Origin of the sequence: Sulfurimonas sp. (assembly GCF_041563495.1) — a bacterium.
In the GTDB taxonomy this organism is placed as follows: Bacteria; Campylobacterota; Campylobacteria; order Campylobacterales; family Sulfurimonadaceae; genus Sulfurimonas.
In genome coordinates this window covers 204,933-225,233 of the sequence record NZ_JBFFMZ010000005.1, presented here as the reverse complement: position 1 = coordinate 225,233, position 20,301 = coordinate 204,933, and the positions used below count along the sequence as shown (strand labels likewise).

The following is a 20,301-nucleotide window of genomic DNA, read 5'->3' as shown; positions in this document are numbered from 1 at the left end:
ATAAAGCCTGCTTAACTAGTGCAATTGTTGTAATTATCTTTCTATTTCACCGCCATAAGAGACAATACCGTGAGTAAGATTTCCTATTTTAGTGTATCCCATATCTGTTAGTATTCTTGCACAGTGAGCCGAACGGCTACCAACATGACAGTAAAGAATTATATTTTCATCTTTAGATAGTTTTGCATCATCTAGCACTTGGAAGAAACTACTAGTAGGAACTAGAACATCCGCACCTTTGATATGACCCATTTGCCATTCCATATGCTCTCTAACATCTACAAGTTTAAAATCAACCATACCAAGTTCTCTAGCTTCAAGAAGTGATACTACTTCATCTCCGTCAAGTTCAGATTGTCCAACCAGCACTGCACATTCTTCTTTAGTAAGACCGCGAGAATGAGTATGAACTACTTCTTCCATTCCCATCTCTATGCGTTTTGATTCAGCAAATTCAGGAGTACAGAAAATACCGCAGTGACATACTCCATTTTCAGGAATCTCTCGCTCTATAGCAGGTTTACACGGGCATATTCTATCGTCAACACTTTTAGGTTTTTCACCAGTTGTATCAACCATAAAACATGGACAAAATCTTTTGCTGTACATCATCTTGTTTCTAGCAAGACCCATTTGTACGCCTTCGTTTACTTCTTCTTGAGGATTATAAACCCATCCACGAGATTCACAAACCTTATCAGTAAATTTTACTGTTTTTTCCATCTCAGTTTGAAATTCATCTGAGTTCATGTCTATCTTAATTATACTCATATCTTAGCTCCCTTTAAACTTTATTTTTGATTTCTTTTTTTACCGGCGATGATTCTTCTTAGTGCATTAAGTCTAATAAAACCTTCTGCATCTTTTTGATTATAAACTTCATCTTCTTCAAATGTCGAGTGTGCTTCAGAGTATAAAGACATGTCTGATTCACGTCCTACTACTTCAACATTACCTTTGTAAAGTTTTAGTTTAACACTACCTTGCACATATTTTTGTGTAGTGTCAATAGCAGCTTGAAGCATCTCTCTCTCTGGTGAGAACCAAAAACCGTTATATATCAGTTCAGCATATTTAGCAATCATACCGTCTTTCATATGAGCTTCTTCTCTATCTAAACAGATTGATTCTATGGCGCGGTGAGCTTTTAACATAATCGTTCCGCCCGGAGTCTCATAACAACCTCTAGCTTTCATACCGACAAAGCGATTTTCAACAATGTCGATTCTTCCGATACCGTGTTTGTTTCCATATTGATTTAAAGTTCTTAGTATTGTTGCAGGAGACATCTCTTCGCCGTTAATAGAGATAGGATCACCATTTTTATATCCAATAGTGATATACTCTTTTTCATCAGGAGCTTTTTCAGGTGATGTAGTCCATAACCACATTGATTCTTCAGGTTCATTCATCGGGTTTTCTAAATGAAGGCCTTCATATGAGATATGAAGAAGATTCGCATCCATAGAGTAAGGGCTTACTGTTGGATTACCATCTGCATCAACATGCTTTTGATCAATTTTTATTCCATGTTCTCTGGCATATGCTAAAAGCTTTTCTCTAGAGTTTAAATCCCACTCTCTCCACGGAGCGATTACTGTAATATCAGGGTTAAGACCTAAGTAACCAAGTTCAAATCTTACTTGGTCATTTCCTTTTCCTGTCGCTCCGTGAGATACTGCATCTGCACCCATTTTACTTGCTATTTCAATTTGTTTCTTAGCAATAAGCGGTCTGGCTATAGATGTGCCAAGCAAGTATTCACCTTCATAAATAGCATTTGCTCTAAACATAGGGAAAACGTAATCTTTTACAAACTCTTCTTGAATGTCAAGTATAAAAATATTTTCAGGTTTTATACCGTTGTCAAGCGCTTTTTGACGTGCAGGTTCTACTTCTTCACCTTGACCTAAGTCGGCTGTAAAAGTGATGACTTCAGCATTATATTCGTCTTGTAACCATTTTAAAATGATACTTGTATCAAGTCCACCAGAATAGGCAAGAACTACTTTTTTTACTTCTTTTTTCATATAGAGAGTTCCTTATAGCAAAATAATTGACGCGATTTTACTACAAAAGATATTAAAAAACGGTTAGTAGGACATTTAATTGTTAATAGAGGAATAGAATTAAAGAAATGGTATATGCTCAAAAGGGTAATTATTAATCACCCTTTTGAATCAAATAATATACCCGTTATCTCTTGCATTTTAGGAAGAAAATCCATTGCCTGTTCAGCCGGAAATCTTCGAATCATTTTACTTGTTTCTGATTCAACTACAGAGACATAAAAAACATCCTGTGAATCAACTCCAAATTTTAAATTTGTATTCATCGGTGCCATTGCTTTGTTAAGTTGATCTACCAATTCCCGCACTTGTTCTTTAGAGTTAATTTTAGTACTTGTATCAGAAGATTCTTTTTGAATTTCTTTTACAACATCAGCCTGTTTTGGTTGCTGAACTTGCTGAGCCGCTCTTCCCTGAGCTTCTTGCGAACTTAGTTGTGATTGTTGTTGTCTTGCAACATTTGCTATGCCATCCATGACGCACTCCTTGTTAAAAGAATATTGTTAGTACACAGCATATCGGCACAAAAAAAAATAACTTTAATAAATAAATAAAAATTTTTAAATTTTTTTTTTAAGTGCTGTAGAATATGATAATCTTTCACTTATGAAAGAGTATATACAACTATTAAAATCAGAACCAATTTTAAGAAGACTATCAACAATACAACTTATTGCATATTTTGGCGCATGGTTTAGTAATGTGGCGATATATACGTTGCTTCTTGACTTAAACGTATCAGCATCTGTAGTGGCATTTGTAGCAATGTTACATTTTTTAGCAGGTGTGGTTCAAGCACCTTTTTCTGGTTCAATTATTGACAGTGTACGACCGAAAAAACTTTTACTAATTCTTATCAGTTCAGAAATAATTGCAACTTTTTGTCTGATTTTTGTAAATTCTACAGCGGATTTATTACTTTTATATATGTTAATTTTTGTAAAAATGGCAGCGGCAAGTTTTTATTTTACTACTGAGATGTCACTGCTTCCAAAAATCTTACACGGCGATAAACTTCAAAAAGCAAATGAACTTCACTCTATTATATGGTCATTTTCATATACTTTGGGAATGGCGATTAGCGGATTTGTAGTGTATTGGCTTGGTGTTAAAGTAGCGTTTATTTTGGATGCATGTATGTTTGTTATTGGATTTATACTGCTTTACAATTTAGATATAAAAGTGGAGATAATCAAAACTGGTGAAAATCTGCTACAGATGATGCGTGATACTTTTAGATACATTAAAAGAACTCCTCAGGCACTGCATCTGATGATTATTCATTCTTTTGTTGGCTTAACAGCTTTTGATGCTTTGGTCGCTCTTATGGTTGATAAATATTATGCATCCGTGATAGCAACTTCTTTGGCTCTTGGCTTGCTTCATGCATCTCGTGCTGTTGGTTTAGTCATTGGACCCATAATTATCGGTAACTGGATAAATAATAGACGAATTGTATATATTTTTATTATGCAGGCGTTTGCTGTTTGGCTATGGGCTTTTATGATGAGGGATTTTTATCTGTCTCTTTTTGCCAGTGTTATTGTCGGCTTGTTTACTACAACACTTTGGTCATATACATATACACTGCTTCAAAAAAATATAGAAGAAAAATATTATGGAAGAATAGTTGCATATAACGATATGTTGTTTTTAAGTTCAGCAGCTTTTACTTCGTTTATGATAGGTTTTTTGGCAACTGCTAGTTTCTCTTTAGAATTTATAACAGTCATTATAGGAATGGGGTTTGTTATCGGCGGAATCTATTTTGCATGGATTTTAAAAACTCAAAATATTAAGGACATCAAATGATATATAAATCAAAAATCGGAGATATAGATTTAGCAAAGCTGACAAGACTTTATCCGGCTGCGGTCGTAGAGATGCAGGGTGAAGTGGCTGAGATGAGCTTGGAATGGATAGAGATGAATGAGGATAAAGTAAACCTAAGAGGGTATATTTTAGTCTTTGATTTCACTCCGCCAAAAGAAGAGATTAAAGATAAGAAAGTTTTGCATTTTGAAACAAAAGATGAACTTATTCAGACTATGACAGAGGTAGCACAATTTTTTCAAGACTGATTTCAAACGATACAAGACGTGTATTTAAAATAGCACTTCCCGCCGCTCTTAAACATCTGGTTGATATTTTACAGATTCTTATAGATATGCTTATGGTAGGGATGGTCAGCGTGTCTGCACTTGCAGCCGTTGGTATGAGTATGCAGTTTATGATGATTATAAATGTGTTGATGACTCTTTATGTAGTCGGAGGGAATGCTCTGATTTCTAGGTTTATAGGGCAGGGCAGAAAGAGACGGGCATCTGCTCTTTTGTATTCGCTTGGTATATTTGCAATTGTTCTTTCTGTTTTTGTGACTATCGGCGGTTACTTTGGAAGTGCATATATATACAGCATTATGGGAGCATCTGCTGATGTGGTGCTTGAAGGCTCTATGTACTTTAAAATACTTTCTCTTGGTCTAGTTGTTATTTTTATAGATACTCTTCTTTACAATGCACTCTCAGCTGCAGGAGATACTAAAAGTTCATTATATATAAAACTTTTCTCGGCACTCATAAATGCTTTTTTAAATTATGTGCTTATCTTCGGTCATTTCGGCTTTGAAGCATACGGTATAGAAGGTGCAGCATATGCCACCGTAATAGCCTATAGCTTTAATGTCATCGCTTATTATTTGCTTATTAAAAAATCAGATTCTCAACTGAATCTTATACCGATTATACGCATAAAAGACATGATAAGAGTTTGGAATATCGGCTGGAGTGCAGCACTTGACCGTGGCATCTCCAGTTTGTCGTTTTTGGTCTTTGTGTCAATTATAACGGCTTACGGAACTGCAGAACTTGCCGGTTATCAAGTAGGACTTCGCATAGAAGGCATAGCATTTATGCCTGGTTTTGGTTTTGCAATAGCTGCAATGGCTTTAGTTGGACAGAATCTAGGTGCAAACAATAGTGACCGAGCTTATAATATGGGTGTGATTAGTGGAAGAATTGCTTATGTATTTATGGGAAGCGTAGGTGTATTTTTAATTGTTTTTCCGGAAATTTTAGTTGGTTTTTTTACCCAAGACGCAGCTACTATACAAGTCGCATCGTATTATCTTATATTGGTAGGCTTGGCTCAGATTCCATTGGCCATTATGTTTGTGTATTCCGGAGCACTAAGGGGTGCTGGAGCTACCAAGACTACGTTGAAAGTCAATGTTCTGTCTTTATGGATTCTTAGAGTTATCCCGTCTTATATTGCTTATAAAACTGGATATGGAATTATTACAATTTTTATCATAATGAATGTGGAAACACTTCTCAAAGGCTTGATATATTGGTACATATATCAAAAAAAAGAATGGTTAAACACCAAAGTTTAAAATTAAAATGTTATAATCAAAAAAATTTATAATAATGGGTAATTTTGAGCATTCCTGAGCAGACAAAAAGAAAGACACTTTTGATATCTATAATTGTATTGCTTATATCATGGGTAGTAGGTTATATATTTTTAGATTACGAGTTTAAAATTTCTGTCGATGAACAATTTAAGAATATATCTGATTCTACAGAAAAACTTTTTGACATAAAAATCAAAGAAGAAGATAGAATTATGAAACTCAAATTAGATACAATAGTCTCTGCAGACGGTTTGGCCGAAGCTGTGGCAAAAGCTGATTATAAAAAAATAGATTCTATTGTTGCTCCTTATTATAATCGCTACAAAATTATAAACAGTGATGTAAAAATTCTTACATTTCGTTCTCCAGATGGCATAACACTCTATCGTGCGCATAAACCTGACTTTTATGGAGACTCATTAAACAAAAAAAGAAAACTTATTTTAGATACCAACACTGTGCAGAGATCTTTTAGCGGTTTTGAAGTAGGTAAGTTGGAGATGACTTACCGTACAACGCAAGCAATTTTCTATAAAGACAAATATGTCGGAAATGTTGAGCTTGGTGTTTCTCCTAATCTTTTTATAAAAGATTTGAACTCTATTTTTAATATTGACGCTGGAATTGCCATAGATAAATCTTTGGCAGATATTATGCTTGAGAAAGATTCATTATCTATAAACGACAAATATGCTTTAATTCGGGCTTCAAAGCGTTTAAAACATTATTTTGTTGAACCAGAGAAATTAGTTGATTTTAAAGTTAAAATGAATATACCACTGCAAAATCATCTATCTACTACATTGGGTTTTTTAGTAGTTGGATTTGATATAGCAAATATTGTAGAAAACAATAAAGCGTTTATGTATAAATTGCTTTTAATCGGAATATTTGTAGCCTTACTTCTCGTTATAGTTCTGCATGAGGGCTTTAATGTGATGTTAAATCATTTAACAAGGCAAGTCTATACGGACCATCTAACAGGTTTAAAAAACAGACAGGCGCTTAACGATGAGGTATATTCAGAAGAGAAGAATGTTCTTATACTAAGTAATATAAAAGAGTTTAGTCTTTTGAATGAGTTGTACGGTGTTGATATTGGCAATGAAGTCTTAAGACAAGTTGCAAATGAATTTGAAAAATTTGCATCTGAATATGAAATGAAAGCATATAGAGTTTCATCTGATGAGTATGTATTGTTCAAAGCAGATGATAACTTCGAGGCAGATGTTTATAATGATGTTTTAGATGAACTTCACAGTAAAATCAATTCATTATCTATATATATAAATGAATTAGATGAAACTTTAGGAGTAGAAATATATTCCGGTCTTGCGTTTGATCATTCACATTCTCTCGAAGAAGCTCAGATGGCACTAAAAAAAGCTAAAGAGAAATCATTGCCATACCTTGCATATTCGCAGAGTGTAGATACTAAAAAGAATTCTGAGCGCATATTAGGCATGAAAAGAGTCATTAGACACGCGTTAGAACATAAAAATATCATTCCGTTTTTTCAGCCCATTACAGATTGTGAAGGTAAAATTATCAAATATGAAGCCTTAGTGCGTATCGTAGATTTTGAGCATGGTGAGAAAAATATAATCTATCCGGATGATTTTTTACCCGTAGCTATAAAGAGCGGATTATATATTGACGTAGCGCTTGAGATGCTCTCTCAGGCACTTCCGTTTTTTGCCAAACGAGATGAAAAGATTTCTGTAAATTTATTGCCAAATGATTTTTTCAATTACACGCTAATGGATAAATTTATGAATCTCATAGGTGAGTTTGATTCACCACAAAACATAGTAATTGAAATTACAGAACAAGAGGGAATCGAAGATTTTGACAGACTAGAGCGAGTTGTCGGAAAGTTGAGAAAACTCGGTGTTTTAATAGCTATTGATGATTTTGGCAGCGGTTATGCCAACTATGCACATATTTTAAGAATTAAACCGGATTATCTAAAAATTGACGGTTCTTTGATTAAAAATATATTAACCGATGATGATTCAATCATACTGGTTAAAAGTATTATACATTTTGCTAAAGATTTAGGAACTAAAACTGTTGCAGAGTACGTAGAAAGTAAAGAAATTTTTGATGTTTTAAAAGATTATGGCGTAGATGAATTTCAGGGATACTATTTTGGTCATCCTGCGGATCTTTTAAATGATTAAATACGAAAGGATTTAAGAACGTGATTAGTTCAGAGTTAAAGATTTATTTAGAAACAAATTTACCAAAACCATCGCTAGATTTTAAGTGGAGTGATGCAGATAATAAAAATTTATTTCTTTTTATTGGTGAAAAATTTTCAAAAGAAGATATTCAAAAAGATGAGATTCAGGAAGATATTAAAAAAGCTTTTAAAAATTATTTTGAACCGGTGGGTTATATATTAATACAAATTAAGAACAATCGAATACGCCTAAAAGTTTTTCCATATACTCTAGAACCAAAGGATAGCGTGAATTTATCTTCAATAATTGAAATGATTCAGGATAACCTAGATTTAGTAAAATATGTTGACAACCGAGTCGTTATAAAAGAGAAATTAAGAAAAAATATTTATAACTTTGTTGATAATATTGATAATGAAGAGATAAACAAAAAAGAGTTGGCAAGGTTTGCAGTAAGAAAAGCCCTGGGACTTAAAAAGAATGATATTGTCATAATAAAAAAAGAGCAGATATTTATTAAAATTTTTAATGATAAAAAAATGCGCGAAGTGTCTTCAAGTGACCAAAATACCATAGCAGGACGTTTTAACGGGATTGAAGAAGCAGAACTGGATGATTTTTATGATGAATACTTTTCAAAAGAAGAGAGCAGAAACTTTTTTAAGGTAGTTGTAAAAATATTTGTTGAGACATATTTTATTGAAGAAAAAATTGACAACCTTACATATGAAACTAATGTGTTTGGGTACATTCAGTCTTTGATTATAGAACAGCTTATGAATGAATTTGACTGTAGTGAAGAGTTTTATAAAGGATTCTCCGGCTATATACTTAGAATACATTTTAATGATGTTTTTGAACTAATTGCTGATTTTATGTTAAATGAAATTTCTCTCTCAAATGAGTACATAATTGATTTTTTAAAATACTACTCACTAAATATTGTTATAGTCAATGGAGTAAAATATAAAGTTCCCGAATTAGAAACAGAGGATGGATTAAGATGGAATGTCATCTCCATGTTGTCAATTGCTAAAATATACACCAGAACAAGGACTTCTGTCAGAGAGTTAAATAAAGAGATACACAAACTTGATGAAGATATTTTAAAATTGTATATCAATGATCTCTCACCTGTTGAATATAATAATATTTTTATCAAAGAGAAGCAAAAAATAACTGAACAATTAAGAAGTGAAAAACAAAAATTAGAACAGTATATGGATACATTTAAAATAACGAAAGATGAAGAGAGAAAAAAAGTTTTAAATAATGATATCAATAGAATCAAAAGAGGCATAAGTCAATTGACGCAAAACATAGATAAATTGTCTAAAAAAGAGATTAGAAAGACTATTATTGACAAGTATCAAAAACTAGAAAGAGAAATGGATACTCTTCTTAGAGAACAAAAAGCGGCAGAAAAAATATTGGCTCAAAATGAAAAATCATATCAATCAATCAAAAAGTCGCTCGTAAAAGCCTTGATATCGAAAAAACAGAGAATCTAAGATGAATCAAAAAAGTTATGAAGAGGCAGTTGAAAAACTAAACCTTTATTCTCGTCACTATTATGTACTTGATGATCCTCTTACAACAGATGAAGTATATGATAAATTATATCACCAAGTAAAAGAGTATGAGGATAATCATGCCGATGAGATATTGGCTTCGTCACCAACTCAAAGAGTCGGTGATGTTATATCAAGTGGATTTACTAAAGCTTCGCATCTCTCTCGCATGTGGAGTCTGGAAGATATCTTTGATTCAAATGGACTGCAAAAGTGGCTTACTAAAACATATAAACTTGACGAGAATATCTCATTTTATTGTGAGCCAAAATTTGATGGAGCATCTCTAAACCTTATTTATGAAAACGGTGTATTGGCTCAAGGAATTACAAGGGGTGACGGAACCGTAGGTGAGCTAATTACTCAAAATGTAAAAACAATCCGCTCTATTCCTCTTACAATAGATCATTATGAACGTATAGAGATTCGCGGAGAAGTAGTCATCTTTAAAGATGAGTTTGAAAAAATCAACGAAGCAAGATTAAAAGAAAACGAACCACCTTTTGCAAACCCGAGAAATGCCGCGGCAGGAAGTCTTAGACAGCTTGATCCCAGCATCACTGCATCCAGAAACCTGGTCTTTTTGCCTTATGGTGTAGGCGAGAACTCATTGGAGCATAAACTACTGAGTGAAAAAATGGCGTATATTTATGAGCTAGGATTTAGAAAGCCGCCCGATCGTTCAACGTGCAAAGGCTTTAATGAGATAGAAGCCATATATGAAGTGATGAAAAACAGTAGAGACAACTATCAGATGATGCTTGACGGTATGGTTATAAAAGTCAACGAAATAGCATCTCAGATAGATATGGGCTATACGGTTAAAAATCCTCGTTTTTCTGTTGCATATAAATTCCCCGCTGTTGAGAAGATTACTACCATCAAAGAGATAGTTCTTCAAGTGGGACGAAGCGGAGCTGTAACGCCTGTCGCTCAAGTTGAGCCTACGGATATTGACGGCGTCATAGTAGAGCGCGCGACTCTTCACAATTTTGATGAGATAGACAGAAAGGACATACGTATAAACGATAAAGTGATCATTCTTAGAAGCGGAGATGTGATTCCTAAAATCATTAAAGTATTGAGTCATGAGAGAGACGGAAGTGAAGTCCCGTATCAGCGTCCTACACTTTGTCCTGTCTGCAACAGTGAGCTTCTTGATGAAGGAGTTTTATTAAAGTGCCAAAACTTGGAGTGTGAGGCAAGGGTAGTAAACTCTATCATCTACTTTGCCTCTAAGCCGTGTCTGAATATAGATGGTCTGGGAAACAAAATAGTAGAAGCTCTTTTTGCATCCGGGCTTGTAAAGAGTGTTGTTGATCTGTTTGATTTGACCTTGGATAAGTTGTTAGCTCTTGAAGGTTTCAAAGAGAAAAAATCTCAAAATCTTTTAGATTCTTTGGAAGCTGCAAAGGGGAGTGATTATTGGAGATTTATAAACTCTTTAGGTATTGAGCATATCGGAGAGGTAGCATCTAAGACTTTAAGCGAAAATTTCGGTTCATCTTTTATAGATGCCACAAAAGAAGAAATAGTCGCATGTGATGGCATCGGTGAAGAGATGGCCGAATCTGTTTTAGAGTTTGTAAGAGTAAACCGTGATACTATCTTAAACTTGCAAGAGATTTTAAAACCGCTTGAGCCGGCACAAAAAACTGAAGCGGCGGAAAACCCTTTCAAAGGTAAAACGGCAGTTTTAACAGGCACTATGAGTGAATCTAGAGGCGCTATTAAAGAGATGCTAGAAAAGCTTGGTGCAAAAGTATCAGGTTCTGTCTCTAAAAAGACGGACTTTCTGATTTACGGTGAAGATGCGGGAAGCAAGTACGACAAAGCTATCTCTTTGGGTGTAGAGTGTTTAACAGAACAAGAGATGAGAAAACTAATAAGCGAGAACACATAAATGAAAATAATCTTATCAATACTGCTCTTTTGTACACTTTTACTGGCAGATAGAGATGGCGGACCATACATAGGCTTAGGCTATGGACTTTCCCAATTTAATGATGATGGCGTCTATAAAGAACAAAAAATGAGCAGTTCGACATCGCTTATGCTCTATGGCGGTGCATATATAAACAAATATCTATCGGTAGAGCTGGCTTATGTAAATTTTAATGCTGGAAATGCATATAAAGTCGTAAACGATACTAATACAGAAGTAGAGATTAGTTTTACATCTTTAAATGTGAGCACTTTGGCGCACTACGCTTTTTTTGATGATACTTTGGATTTTTACGGGAAGTTCGGTGTTGGCGAAGTTGGTTCAAGCGGTGCAGGCACAAGTGGTTTTACCATGCTTTTTGGTACCGGTGTCGGATACAGGTTTAATGAGACGTACAGTATGAAATTAGCATATGACAGATATTTGATAGATTATAATAAAGCAACAGTAGAAAAACAGATGAATGTAGATGTATTATATGCAGCATTTGAGGTTCAGTTTTAATGAGATTGGACAACTATCTTGTCCAAAATGCACTTAGCGAGACTCGGACAAAGGCTCAAGACATAATAAAAGAGGGGCTTGTCAGTGTCAATGGAAAAGTAACTACCAAGAGCTCACTAAGGATAGAAGATGGTTATGAGGTTAGTGTAGGAGAGCATAAAGAGTATGTTTCTCGTTCGGCACATAAACTGAGTTTATTTTTGCAAGAGTTAAAACTGGATGTTAAAGATAAAGTAGCTTTGGATATAGGCTCATCTACAGGTGGATTTACTCAGGTTCTCTTGGAATGTGGAATTAAAGAAGTAAGTGCAGTAGATGTAGGACGTGACCAACTTCACAAGAGTCTGCTAGAAGATGAACGTGTGTTCTCACATGAGAGTTGTGATATACGAGAGTTTAAAAGCAATAAAATATTTGACATAGTTGTCAGTGATGTTGCTTTTATATCACTGCTTAATATTATAGACGACATAGACAGACTTGCATCTGAGAAAATCATACTTCTGTTTAAACCACAGTTTGAAGTCGGACGCGAAGCTAAACGAGACAAGCATGGTGTAGTAACAGATGAAAAGGCTATATTAAAGGCGATGATAAGATTTGAAGATGCAGCTAAATTAAAAGGATGGAAACTTATTATGAAATCTCCATCAAAATTGACAGGCAAGGAGGGTAATCTTGAGTATTGCTACTGCTATGAAAAATAGTACTGCCATAGCCATCGGCGGGTTCGATGGTATGCATATAGGTCATCAGCATCTCTTCGCGGAGCTTGATGATAACGGGACTATTGTTGTTATTGAGACAGGATATGCAAATCTCACTCCTAAAAGGGAGCGAGAGCATTTTTCCCATTACCCAATTATGTATCTTGAGCTTGATGAGATCCGTCACTTGAGTGGAGAAGAGTTTATATCTTTGCTTGAGAGTAAATTTCCAAAACTTAAAAAGATAGTTGTTGGTTATGACTTTCATTTTGGTAAAGACAGAAAGTATTCATTTGAAGATTTAGATATTCTTTTTAGCGGAGAGGTAAAAGTTGTTGCTGAGGTCACACATAATGGTGATTCAGTCCACTCTCACAAGATTAGAGCAAAACTGCAAATCGGTGATATTAAAGGCGCAAATGACTTTTTGGGGCATAACTACACTATAAAGGGAGCTTTAGTAGCCGGACAAGGTATAGGTAAAAAAGAGTTGGTTGCAACTATAAACATAGAAGCTACGGGCTTTTTAACTCCAAAAGAGGGTGTTTATGTAACTCTTACTCGTATAGACGATGAAGAACATTATCATCCGTCTGTCTCTTTTGTCGGACACAGAGTTACGACAGATGGCTCATTTGCCATTGAGTCACATATTCTAGATGGTGAAGTATTATGTGATACGAAAGCCAGAATAAGTTTTGTTTCTTTTATAAGAGACAATAAAAAGTTTGACTCCATTGCGGAGTTGAAAAAAGCGATACAGAGTGACATCAATATCGCTTCACAAAAATTAAAGTTGTTACAATTATGAGAAAAAGAGAATATTTACAGAGTGTCGGTGACGATATAGATTTTAAATTTTACCAGACTCCAACAGATTTTATTGTTGATGAAATACCATCAACAGAGTTCAAGGGCAAGGGTAATTACCTGATATTGCACGTTAAAAAAGTTGAACTTACCACTTGGGATATGATTGCCATATTTGCTGAGTATATGGGAGTTCCTGCACAAAAAATAGGTTATGCAGGTTTAAAAGACAAGCATGCAACTACTACGCAGTATATCTCTGTGGAAGCATCTTATGAGAAACTGCTTAAGAAGTTTTACCATAAGCAGATAAAAATACTGAGTACCACGAGACACTCTCACTCTATTCGTATGGGTGATTTAGCAGGTAACAGATTTAGCATTAATCTTCACTTTGTTGATAACATAGATGCCGGCAAGATAGAAAAAGTTGCGAGAAAAATAGCTAAAGAAGGTTTGCCTAACTATTTCGGTTATCAAAGATTCGGTCGCGATGCAGATAGTATCAAACAGGCTAAAGAGATGATTCAAGGAGAACTTTTTATAGAAGATAATAAAGTGAAAAACTTTTTGATATCTATCTATCAAAGCATTTTTTTCAATGAGTGGTTAAGAGAGCGAGTAAAACTTACATTAGATGCGAATGAAACGGTACTTAAGATAGTTGAAGGTGATGTTTTTGTTGATGATAAAGGAAAACTCTCTACTCCAAAAATTATGCCGATAAAAGAGTATCAGAGCAGAAAACTTATTCCGACAGGTCTTTTATGCGGTAGAGATGTTTTTCGTGCACGTTCAGATGCAAGAGAGATAGAAAAAGAGTATGACGATGAATTTTTACAAGAAAAAGGTTATAGAAGAGAAGCTGTAATATATCCAAAAGATATAGTGTGCAACTATGTCAAAAAACAGACACTTCTAAATATCTCTTTTACACTTCCTAAAGGTTCTTATGCTACCGTGTTTTTAGAATCAATAGCCGGAAAAAATTATAGTGCCAAAGATGTAAAAGCTAAGGCTAAAAAGTAGTAAATATAGATAATTTGTAAAAAAATATCTTTTATTATAATAATTTAATGCAAGTTAGATTATAATCACGCAATTTATTTGAGACAGGGAGTACACCTATGGGTGAATTATTCACATTTTTTGGTCTAATATCTCACGATAAGACTTTTATCTACTTAACACACATGATATTATCTGCCGGTATCGCTTTACTAATTGTAAGAGCAGCAATGTCAAACCTTCAACTTGTTCCTAAAGGAACTCAAAACCTAATGGAAGCGTATCTCGGCGGTGTTCTTCAAATGGGTGTAGATGTAATGGGTGCAGAAAATGCACGTCGTTATGTTCCTCTTGTTGCAACAATCGGTCTTTTTGTTGTTATTGCTAACCTAATAGGTGTGGTTCCAGGCTTTGAAGCTCCGACAGCATTTTTAGAAATGCCTTTAACACTTGCATTAGTAGTATTTGTTTATTACAACTACGAAGGTATACGTCGCCAGGGTGTTATCAAGTATTTTAAACATTTTATGGGCCCTGTTTGGTGGTTATACTGGTTAATGTTCCCGATTGAGATTGTTTCTCACTTTTCTCGTCTTATCTCTCTTTCTTTCCGTCTTTTTGGAAATGTAAAAGGTGATGATATGTTCTTAATGGTAATCTTGATGCTGGCTCCTTGGTTACTTCCAATGATTCCATTTGCACTGCTTACTTTTATGGCTTTCTTACAAGCTTTTATCTTCATGATGCTAACAACTGTCTACCTAGGTTCTGCAGTAGCTATAGAAGAACACTAAGTCTCACTTGAGATAATATGCAAAAAGATAAATTCGATAGAATTATAAGCTTTTTGCTTGGGGCATCATGGGCAATTGTCATCTTTGGTGCTCTTATAACTTTTAAACTTTTTCTCTTTCTCGGCTTTTCATTAGCTCTTTTTATCACAATCGTTTTTATTGTTATTTCATTTTTCTTGATTTTGACTCTAGATGCATTTGCCACAAACAGACAGAGACTTGAAGAAGCTAAAAAACAGACGGAATTATTAGAAAAGATTTACTCCAAACACACTTCATAAAAACCTTTAAAGCAAAAATTGGATAAAATGGATAACTAATTATTATTTATCCAAGGAAATATATGTTTGAGGTAGTTATAGGGCTTGAGGTCCATGTACAGCTAAACACAAAAACGAAACTTTTTTGCTCGTGTCCTACGAGTTTTAATCACAAACAAAATACAAATACCTGTCCAACCTGTCTGGCACTTCCAGGTGCTTTACCGGTTTTAAATAAAGAAGTTCTACATAAGTCGATTATGTTAGGTACTGCAATAGATGCGACCATAAACCAGACATCTTTTTTTGATAGAAAGTCTTACTTTTATCCTGATTCTCCGAGTGCATATCAGATCACTCAACTCTATACCCCAATAGTAGAACATGGAAAATTAAAGATAGATTTTGAAGACGGAACTCATAAGATCATAAGAATAAACCGTGCTCACATTGAAGCAGATGCAGGTAAAAACATACATGACGGTGACATCTCCAAAGTAGACTTAAATCGTGCAGGGACACCTCTTTTAGAGATTGTCTCAGAACCTGATATGAGAAGTGCTGAAGAAGCAATTTTGTATCTTAAAAAGCTTCATTCAATCATTCGTTATTTAGATATCGGCGATGCAAATATGCAAGAGGGAAGTTTCCGCGTTGACGTAAATGTTTCAATACGCCCTAAAGGTGATGAAAAGCTTTATACCCGTGTTGAGATTAAAAACATCAATAGTTTCAAATTTATTCAAAAAGCCATAGAGCTTGAAGTTGCTCGTCAGGTTGAAGCTTGGGAAGACGGTGTTTACGATAATGAGATATCTCAAGAGACCAGACTATTTGACCAGGTAAAACAAGAGACTCGTTCTATGCGCGGTAAAGAAGAAGCCGCAGATTATCGTTACTTTCCTGAGCCGGATCTCTTAAAAGCGATAGTTACTGACGAGATGATGGAGGTATACTCAAAAATTCCTGAACTACCGGATGAAAAGATGGCTAGATTTGTAAAAGATTACGGAATGAATGATTATAACGCCAGCGTTGTCACATCAAGTGTTGAAATGGCTCATTTCTTTGAGACTATGATGGAAGAGGGCATTAGTGCCAAAAATGCTCTTACATGGCTTACGGTTGAGTTACAAGGACGTTTAAAGGGTGAGGTAAATATTACTAATTCACCTGTAGATGCTAAAAAACTTGGTCATCTGGTTAAACGTATAGAAGACAATACGATCAGCGGTAAGGCGGCTAAAGAAGTTCTTGATAAGCTTATGGAGGAAAACTTGGATGTTGATGGTGTCATAGACGCATTAGGATTAAAACAAGTTAGTGACACAGGGGCAATAGAAGCTATGTGTGACGAGATAATCAACGCTAATCCGGAGAAAGTTGAACAATACAAAGGCGGTAAAGACAAACTTTTTGGTTTCTTTGTCGGTCAGGTTATGAAAGCTAGTAAAGGCAGTGCTAACCCGCAATCTGTAAACGAAGTATTAAAAGCAAAGCTTGGGTAGAGAGCAGTGATAAAGCGATTGATTGTTGATTTAGCCTATTTTATAAACACATCAGAAGCTTATCAAAAGAAAAAACATTTTTTTTACAACTTACTAGAAAATAGTAACTATAAATATAAAAAATATTTTGACATATTTATGATAACACTTATTTTTATGAGTGTTATCATACTGATCAGGGAAGTTAAGTCACCTGTAAATGATACTTTACTCTTTTTTAACAGCTATATCGTTTCTATTATATTTTTTATAGAGTATATATTAAGGCTTTGGATTAGCAGTAGTGTTACTCAGATAATTATAGATCAGAGTGAACATGATGTTATGCTTGGAGATAAGTTTAGACTTGTAAAAGCTCTCAAAGACATAACTATTGTTAAGTTTAAATATATATCATCAGTAAAAGCCATTATCGATTTACTTGCAATTATTCCGTTTTTTCATCAGTTAAGACTACTTCGCATATTTATACTTTTTAGAGTCTTTAAACTATTTAGATATGCAAAAAGTATTCAGACGTTTACCTCTGTAGTAGCAGCTAAAAAGTTTGAGTTTTTAACACTGCTTATTTTTGCTTCTATCATTATATTTGTTTCATCGGTTTTGATATACGTTATGGAAGCCAATAATCCCGATTCTCCTATAAATACACTTTTTGAAGCAGTTTACTGGTCAATAGTTACTATTTCTACAGTTGGTTTTGGAGATATAGTGCCTGTAACACAGGAAGGACGTGTTGTAGCAATGTTCGTGATTGTTGCGGGTATAGGTGTCTTTTCATTTACAACTTCACTTATAGTTACTTCTTTTACGGAAAAACTTGATGAGATAAAAGACCTTAAACTCATTGATGATATATCAAAAATTAAAGAGTTTTATCTTATCTGCGGGTATGAAAACGTGGCAAAAGAAGTAGCTAAAAAACTTAGTCTGCATAATAAGGTAATTATTTTAGAAGAAGATTTGAAAAAAGTAGAATCGGCAAAAAAAGATGGTTTTACTGCACTTAACTATGATCCTGGATCTATAGAAAGCTATAAAAAACTTCGCATAGATATAGAGTCTCAGGTGAAGGCTATCTTATGTTTAAGCCACTCGGATGTAGAGAATGTATATACTGCTCTGACTGTGCGGTCATTTAACAAGGATGTGTTTATACTCTCTATTTTAATAAATAAAGAAAATAGAAACAAGTTGAATTTTGCTGGTGTTAATGAGCTTTTTTATGAGAAAGAGCTGGTTGGAATAATCGCAAAGGAATTTGCAGGACAGCCTGTTGCATTTGAAGCAATACACGCTCTTCGCACGAACTATAACGGTATTGATGTTCAAGAAATATTAATAAGTGACAGAGTCCTTGAGAGCTTTGTAACGGTTGACCAACTAAGAAATAAAAAATATAGAATAGTACTATTGGGTATCTATAAAAAGGCTAAAAAAAGATTCTTCTTTAATCCTATTGAAAGTACTGTTCTTGAAGTTGGAGATTATCTTTTAGTAATAGGAAATTCCCAATTCCTAAAAGAGTTCACTACTAATCTTCATAAAAAAGGCTCAAGTGATGGAGAATAATGCTTTAATATTTGGATATAACGAATATACATTTGAGATTGAGAAAAACATATCATCAAATTATAAAAAAATACATATTTTAAAACTTGGTAAAGACGGTGAAGACGGCTTTGACTTAAGTGATAATTGGGATAATCTAAGTAATAGAGTCGATATGAATGATTGTGTCGCATTTTGTATTCTTGAAGATATGGCAGAGAACATATTTTTAACGATATCGCTTCGAGAAGCATTTAAAGATTTAATTATTGTTGCACTGGCACAGGACAAAGAGAGTGCAGATAAGCTCTCACTAGCAGGTGCTACCAGAGTTCTTCCTACCACTCAAACAACGGCTAATGTTATTGTTGAGATGCTTGAGAAGCCAATTGTTACAGAGGTCTTTCATGATATACTATATGAAAAGAGTGCCTTAAAAATAGCTCAAATAAAGATAGAAGATCATACAATATTCGAAGGAAAACATCCTACAGACATTGAATGGAGCTCTCAGTACGGTATTATTGTAATATCTGTCGTCCATGAAGATATGAGCAGTGAGTTTATTCATTCTACAAAGGCAAGACATCATGTTATAAAAAGTGGTGATATCTTTGTTGTAGTTGGTTATGAGAATGACATAAACGAGTTTGAAAAACTGATAGGGAGTAAGAGTGAGTAAAATAGGAGTAATTGGAGCTGGAAAATGGGGCTCTGCATTGGCTTTTGCATTGGGACAAAACAATGAAGTATATATTACTTCAAGAACACCAAGAGATATTGAGAATTTTGTTTCATTGGATGAGATCTTAAAGTTAGAGTATTTAGTTATAGCAATTCCGGCACAGCAAGTCTCATCATGGCTAAAAGAAAATTTTGTTTTTAATAATCAAAAAGTCTTAGTAGCCGCAAAAGGTATAGAAGCTAGTACAGGAAAGTTTTTAAATGATATTTACAAAGATTATGTTCCAGATGCAAATATAGCCTTTCTCTCAGGTCCCTCTTTTGCCACTGAAGTCAGAAAATCTTTGCCGACTGCACTCGTTATTAACTCTCATAACGAAGAACTAAGTGCAAAATTTGCTACTTTTTTTCCGTCATTTATAAAGACATATACTTCAACGGATGTTATGGGTGCTGAAGTTGCTGGAGCTTATAAGAATGTGATCGCAATAGCTGCAGGAATATGCGAAGGACTGAAACTTGGTAAAAATGCAGCTGCTTCTCTTATCTCACGCGGATTGGTTGAGATGCAAAGATTTGGCTACGTTTACGGAGCAAAAGAAGAGAGTTTTGTGGGGCTTAGCGGAGCAGGGGATCTGTTTTTAACCGCTTCATCTACAATGAGCAGAAATTTTCGCGTAGGGCTTGGAATAGCAGCCGGAAAAGGTCAAGAAGAGATACTAAAAGAGTTGGGTGAAGTTGCCGAAGGCATAGGAACTACCTATGCTCTTAATAAAATTGCTAAAAATAAAGATCTTTATCTTCCTATAGCAAGAGAAGTATATGAAATGTTAGAGGGAAAAGACCCTCATGTCAGCTTAAAAGATTTTTTGGCTAATTAAATATTATTTATCTAATATATACTCAGCAATAGCCTTAATTTCTTCGTTGGTAACAACCTCTCTTTGTGAAGGCATTAAACCAAAACGTTCTTTAGTCTCTTTTGGAAAAAGCATTTTGTCTTCTGATGGATTAAGTGCGTAATTTACAAGAAAAGTAACTCCGTCTAATCTATTTGGATAAGCCATTTTAATTTTTTTAGCTAAAGCCCAATATGGCGGTGCAGACATTCTGCTAAGCTTTTCTTTGGTTACTTTGCCCATAAGATGACATGCTCCACATTTTTTTTCTGCCAAACTTTCTATATCATCAGATGCTTGTACAAATAGTGATGTAGCAATAATCAAAGGTAAAACCAATAAATTTCGCATAATTAAATCCTTATAAAAATATTTAATAGGTATTATAAT

At 34.5% G+C, this 20,301-nt stretch carries 20 protein-coding genes; 16 read left to right on the top strand and 4 right to left on the bottom strand.

Annotation, left to right across the window (positions count from 1 at the left end; genetic code table 11):
* Positions 1-33 precede the first annotated feature (33 nt).
* The 3 genes from ABYK18_RS07350 to ABYK18_RS07340 form a co-directional block, all read right to left on the bottom strand.
* Positions 34-771 carry a ferredoxin-thioredoxin reductase catalytic domain-containing protein gene (locus ABYK18_RS07350; RefSeq protein WP_373036008.1) on the bottom strand — a complete coding sequence of 246 codons (738 nt, stop codon included), beginning with the start codon at positions 769-771 and terminating at the stop codon, positions 34-36.
* 20 nt (positions 772-791) lie between these two features.
* Positions 792-2,030, bottom strand: coding sequence for an argininosuccinate synthase (locus tag ABYK18_RS07345; RefSeq protein ID WP_373036007.1), 1,239 nt, complete (start codon positions 2,028-2,030; stop codon positions 792-794).
* Between the two features lie 137 nt (positions 2,031-2,167).
* Positions 2,168-2,545, bottom strand: a complete 378-nt coding sequence (locus ABYK18_RS07340) for a flagellar protein FlaG (protein ID WP_373036006.1) — start codon at positions 2,543-2,545, stop codon at positions 2,168-2,170.
* Between the two features lie 130 nt (positions 2,546-2,675).
* Between ABYK18_RS07340 and ABYK18_RS07335 the strand changes: the two genes are divergently transcribed.
* The 16 genes from ABYK18_RS07335 to ABYK18_RS07260 all read left to right on the top strand — a co-directional run bounded on the left by ABYK18_RS07335 (position 2,676) and on the right by ABYK18_RS07260 (position 19,893).
* Entirely contained in the window at positions 2,676-3,881 is a 1,206-nt protein-coding gene (locus ABYK18_RS07335; RefSeq protein ID WP_373036005.1) for an MFS transporter, read from the top strand.
* Positions 3,878-4,150: a hypothetical protein gene (locus ABYK18_RS07330; protein WP_373036004.1), complete on the top strand. Its 273-nt coding sequence runs from the start codon at positions 3,878-3,880 to the stop codon at positions 4,148-4,150. Before ABYK18_RS07335 ends, ABYK18_RS07330 begins: the two co-directional genes overlap by 4 nt.
* On the top strand, positions 4,135-5,463 hold the full coding sequence (locus ABYK18_RS07325; protein ID WP_373036042.1) for an MATE family efflux transporter: 1,329 nt from the start codon (positions 4,135-4,137) through the stop codon (positions 5,461-5,463). The genes ABYK18_RS07330 and ABYK18_RS07325 overlap by 16 nt, the downstream gene beginning before the upstream one ends.
* A gap of 44 nt (positions 5,464-5,507) precedes the next feature.
* The gene (locus tag ABYK18_RS07320) at positions 5,508-7,667 is read left to right on the top strand and encodes an EAL domain-containing protein (protein WP_373036003.1); all 2,160 of its coding nucleotides are present in this window, start codon (positions 5,508-5,510) and stop codon (positions 7,665-7,667) included.
* Between the two features lie 20 nt (positions 7,668-7,687).
* Positions 7,688-9,181: a hypothetical protein gene (locus ABYK18_RS07315; RefSeq protein WP_373036002.1), complete on the top strand. Its 1,494-nt coding sequence runs from the start codon at positions 7,688-7,690 to the stop codon at positions 9,179-9,181.
* A gap of 1 nt (position 9,182) precedes the next feature.
* Complete coding sequence (ligA, locus tag ABYK18_RS07310; RefSeq protein ID WP_373036001.1) at positions 9,183-11,144, top strand: NAD-dependent DNA ligase LigA; 1,962 nt, start codon at positions 9,183-9,185, stop codon at positions 11,142-11,144.
* The gene (locus tag ABYK18_RS07305; RefSeq protein WP_373036000.1) at positions 11,145-11,690 is read left to right on the top strand and encodes an outer membrane beta-barrel protein; all 546 of its coding nucleotides are present in this window, start codon (positions 11,145-11,147) and stop codon (positions 11,688-11,690) included.
* Positions 11,690-12,397: a TlyA family RNA methyltransferase gene (locus ABYK18_RS07300; RefSeq protein ID WP_373035999.1), complete on the top strand. Its 708-nt coding sequence runs from the start codon at positions 11,690-11,692 to the stop codon at positions 12,395-12,397. The genes ABYK18_RS07305 and ABYK18_RS07300 overlap by 1 nt, the downstream gene beginning before the upstream one ends.
* Positions 12,387-13,208, top strand: coding sequence for a bifunctional riboflavin kinase/FAD synthetase (locus ABYK18_RS07295; protein WP_373036041.1), 822 nt, complete (start codon positions 12,387-12,389; stop codon positions 13,206-13,208). The genes ABYK18_RS07300 and ABYK18_RS07295 overlap by 11 nt, the downstream gene beginning before the upstream one ends.
* Positions 13,205-14,236: a tRNA pseudouridine(13) synthase TruD gene (locus ABYK18_RS07290; protein ID WP_373035998.1), complete on the top strand. Its 1,032-nt coding sequence runs from the start codon at positions 13,205-13,207 to the stop codon at positions 14,234-14,236. The genes ABYK18_RS07295 and ABYK18_RS07290 overlap by 4 nt, the downstream gene beginning before the upstream one ends.
* Before the next feature lie 98 nt (positions 14,237-14,334).
* On the top strand, positions 14,335-15,009 hold the full coding sequence (locus ABYK18_RS07285; protein WP_373035997.1) for a F0F1 ATP synthase subunit A: 675 nt from the start codon (positions 14,335-14,337) through the stop codon (positions 15,007-15,009).
* A gap of 17 nt (positions 15,010-15,026) precedes the next feature.
* Entirely contained in the window at positions 15,027-15,290 is a 264-nt protein-coding gene (locus ABYK18_RS07280; protein WP_373035996.1) for a hypothetical protein, read from the top strand.
* A 62-nt stretch (positions 15,291-15,352) separates the two neighbouring features.
* Positions 15,353-16,777 (top strand): Asp-tRNA(Asn)/Glu-tRNA(Gln) amidotransferase subunit GatB, encoded by a 1,425-nt coding sequence (gene gatB, locus ABYK18_RS07275; RefSeq protein WP_373035995.1) that lies wholly within the window; start codon positions 15,353-15,355, stop codon positions 16,775-16,777.
* 6 nt (positions 16,778-16,783) lie between these two features.
* On the top strand, positions 16,784-18,349 hold the full coding sequence (locus tag ABYK18_RS07270; RefSeq protein ID WP_373035994.1) for an ion transporter: 1,566 nt from the start codon (positions 16,784-16,786) through the stop codon (positions 18,347-18,349).
* Complete coding sequence (locus tag ABYK18_RS07265; protein WP_373035993.1) at positions 18,339-19,010, top strand: TrkA C-terminal domain-containing protein; 672 nt, start codon at positions 18,339-18,341, stop codon at positions 19,008-19,010. Before ABYK18_RS07270 ends, ABYK18_RS07265 begins: the two co-directional genes overlap by 11 nt.
* A complete protein-coding gene (locus ABYK18_RS07260) occupies positions 19,003-19,893 on the top strand; it encodes an NAD(P)H-dependent glycerol-3-phosphate dehydrogenase (protein ID WP_373035992.1) in 891 nt (296 codons plus the stop codon). Before ABYK18_RS07265 ends, ABYK18_RS07260 begins: the two co-directional genes overlap by 8 nt.
* A gap of 3 nt (positions 19,894-19,896) precedes the next feature.
* Here the strand turns inward: ABYK18_RS07260 and ABYK18_RS07255 are convergent, their stop codons facing one another.
* Positions 19,897-20,262 carry a cytochrome c gene (locus ABYK18_RS07255; RefSeq protein ID WP_373035991.1) on the bottom strand — a complete coding sequence of 122 codons (366 nt, stop codon included), beginning with the start codon at positions 20,260-20,262 and terminating at the stop codon, positions 19,897-19,899.
* Positions 20,263-20,301: the final 39 nt, after the last annotated feature.

Bases quoted from the DNA above. Each gene is read 5' to 3' on its own strand.
- ABYK18_RS07350 (WP_373036008.1), bottom strand. From the start codon at position 771: ATGAGTATAATTAAGATAGACATGAACTCAGATGAATTTCAAACTGAG.
- ABYK18_RS07345 (WP_373036007.1), bottom strand. From the start codon at position 2,030: ATGAAAAAAGAAGTAAAAAAAGTAGTTCTTGCCTATTCTGGTGGACTT.
- ABYK18_RS07340 (WP_373036006.1), bottom strand. From the start codon at position 2,545: ATGGATGGCATAGCAAATGTTGCAAGACAACAACAATCACAACTAAGT.
- ABYK18_RS07335 (WP_373036005.1), top strand. From the start codon at position 2,676: ATGAAAGAGTATATACAACTATTAAAATCAGAACCAATTTTAAGAAGA.
- ABYK18_RS07330 (WP_373036004.1), top strand. From the start codon at position 3,878: ATGATATATAAATCAAAAATCGGAGATATAGATTTAGCAAAGCTGACA.
- ligA (WP_373036001.1), top strand. From the start codon at position 9,183: ATGAATCAAAAAAGTTATGAAGAGGCAGTTGAAAAACTAAACCTTTAT.
- ABYK18_RS07305 (WP_373036000.1), top strand. From the start codon at position 11,145: ATGAAAATAATCTTATCAATACTGCTCTTTTGTACACTTTTACTGGCA.
- ABYK18_RS07300 (WP_373035999.1), top strand. From the start codon at position 11,690: ATGAGATTGGACAACTATCTTGTCCAAAATGCACTTAGCGAGACTCGG.
- ABYK18_RS07295 (WP_373036041.1), top strand. From the start codon at position 12,387: ATGAAAAATAGTACTGCCATAGCCATCGGCGGGTTCGATGGTATGCAT.
- ABYK18_RS07290 (WP_373035998.1), top strand. From the start codon at position 13,205: ATGAGAAAAAGAGAATATTTACAGAGTGTCGGTGACGATATAGATTTT.
- ABYK18_RS07285 (WP_373035997.1), top strand. From the start codon at position 14,335: ATGGGTGAATTATTCACATTTTTTGGTCTAATATCTCACGATAAGACT.
- ABYK18_RS07280 (WP_373035996.1), top strand. From the start codon at position 15,027: ATGCAAAAAGATAAATTCGATAGAATTATAAGCTTTTTGCTTGGGGCA.
- gatB (WP_373035995.1), top strand. From the start codon at position 15,353: ATGTTTGAGGTAGTTATAGGGCTTGAGGTCCATGTACAGCTAAACACA.
- ABYK18_RS07265 (WP_373035993.1), top strand. From the start codon at position 18,339: ATGGAGAATAATGCTTTAATATTTGGATATAACGAATATACATTTGAG.
- ABYK18_RS07255 (WP_373035991.1), bottom strand. From the start codon at position 20,262: ATGCGAAATTTATTGGTTTTACCTTTGATTATTGCTACATCACTATTT.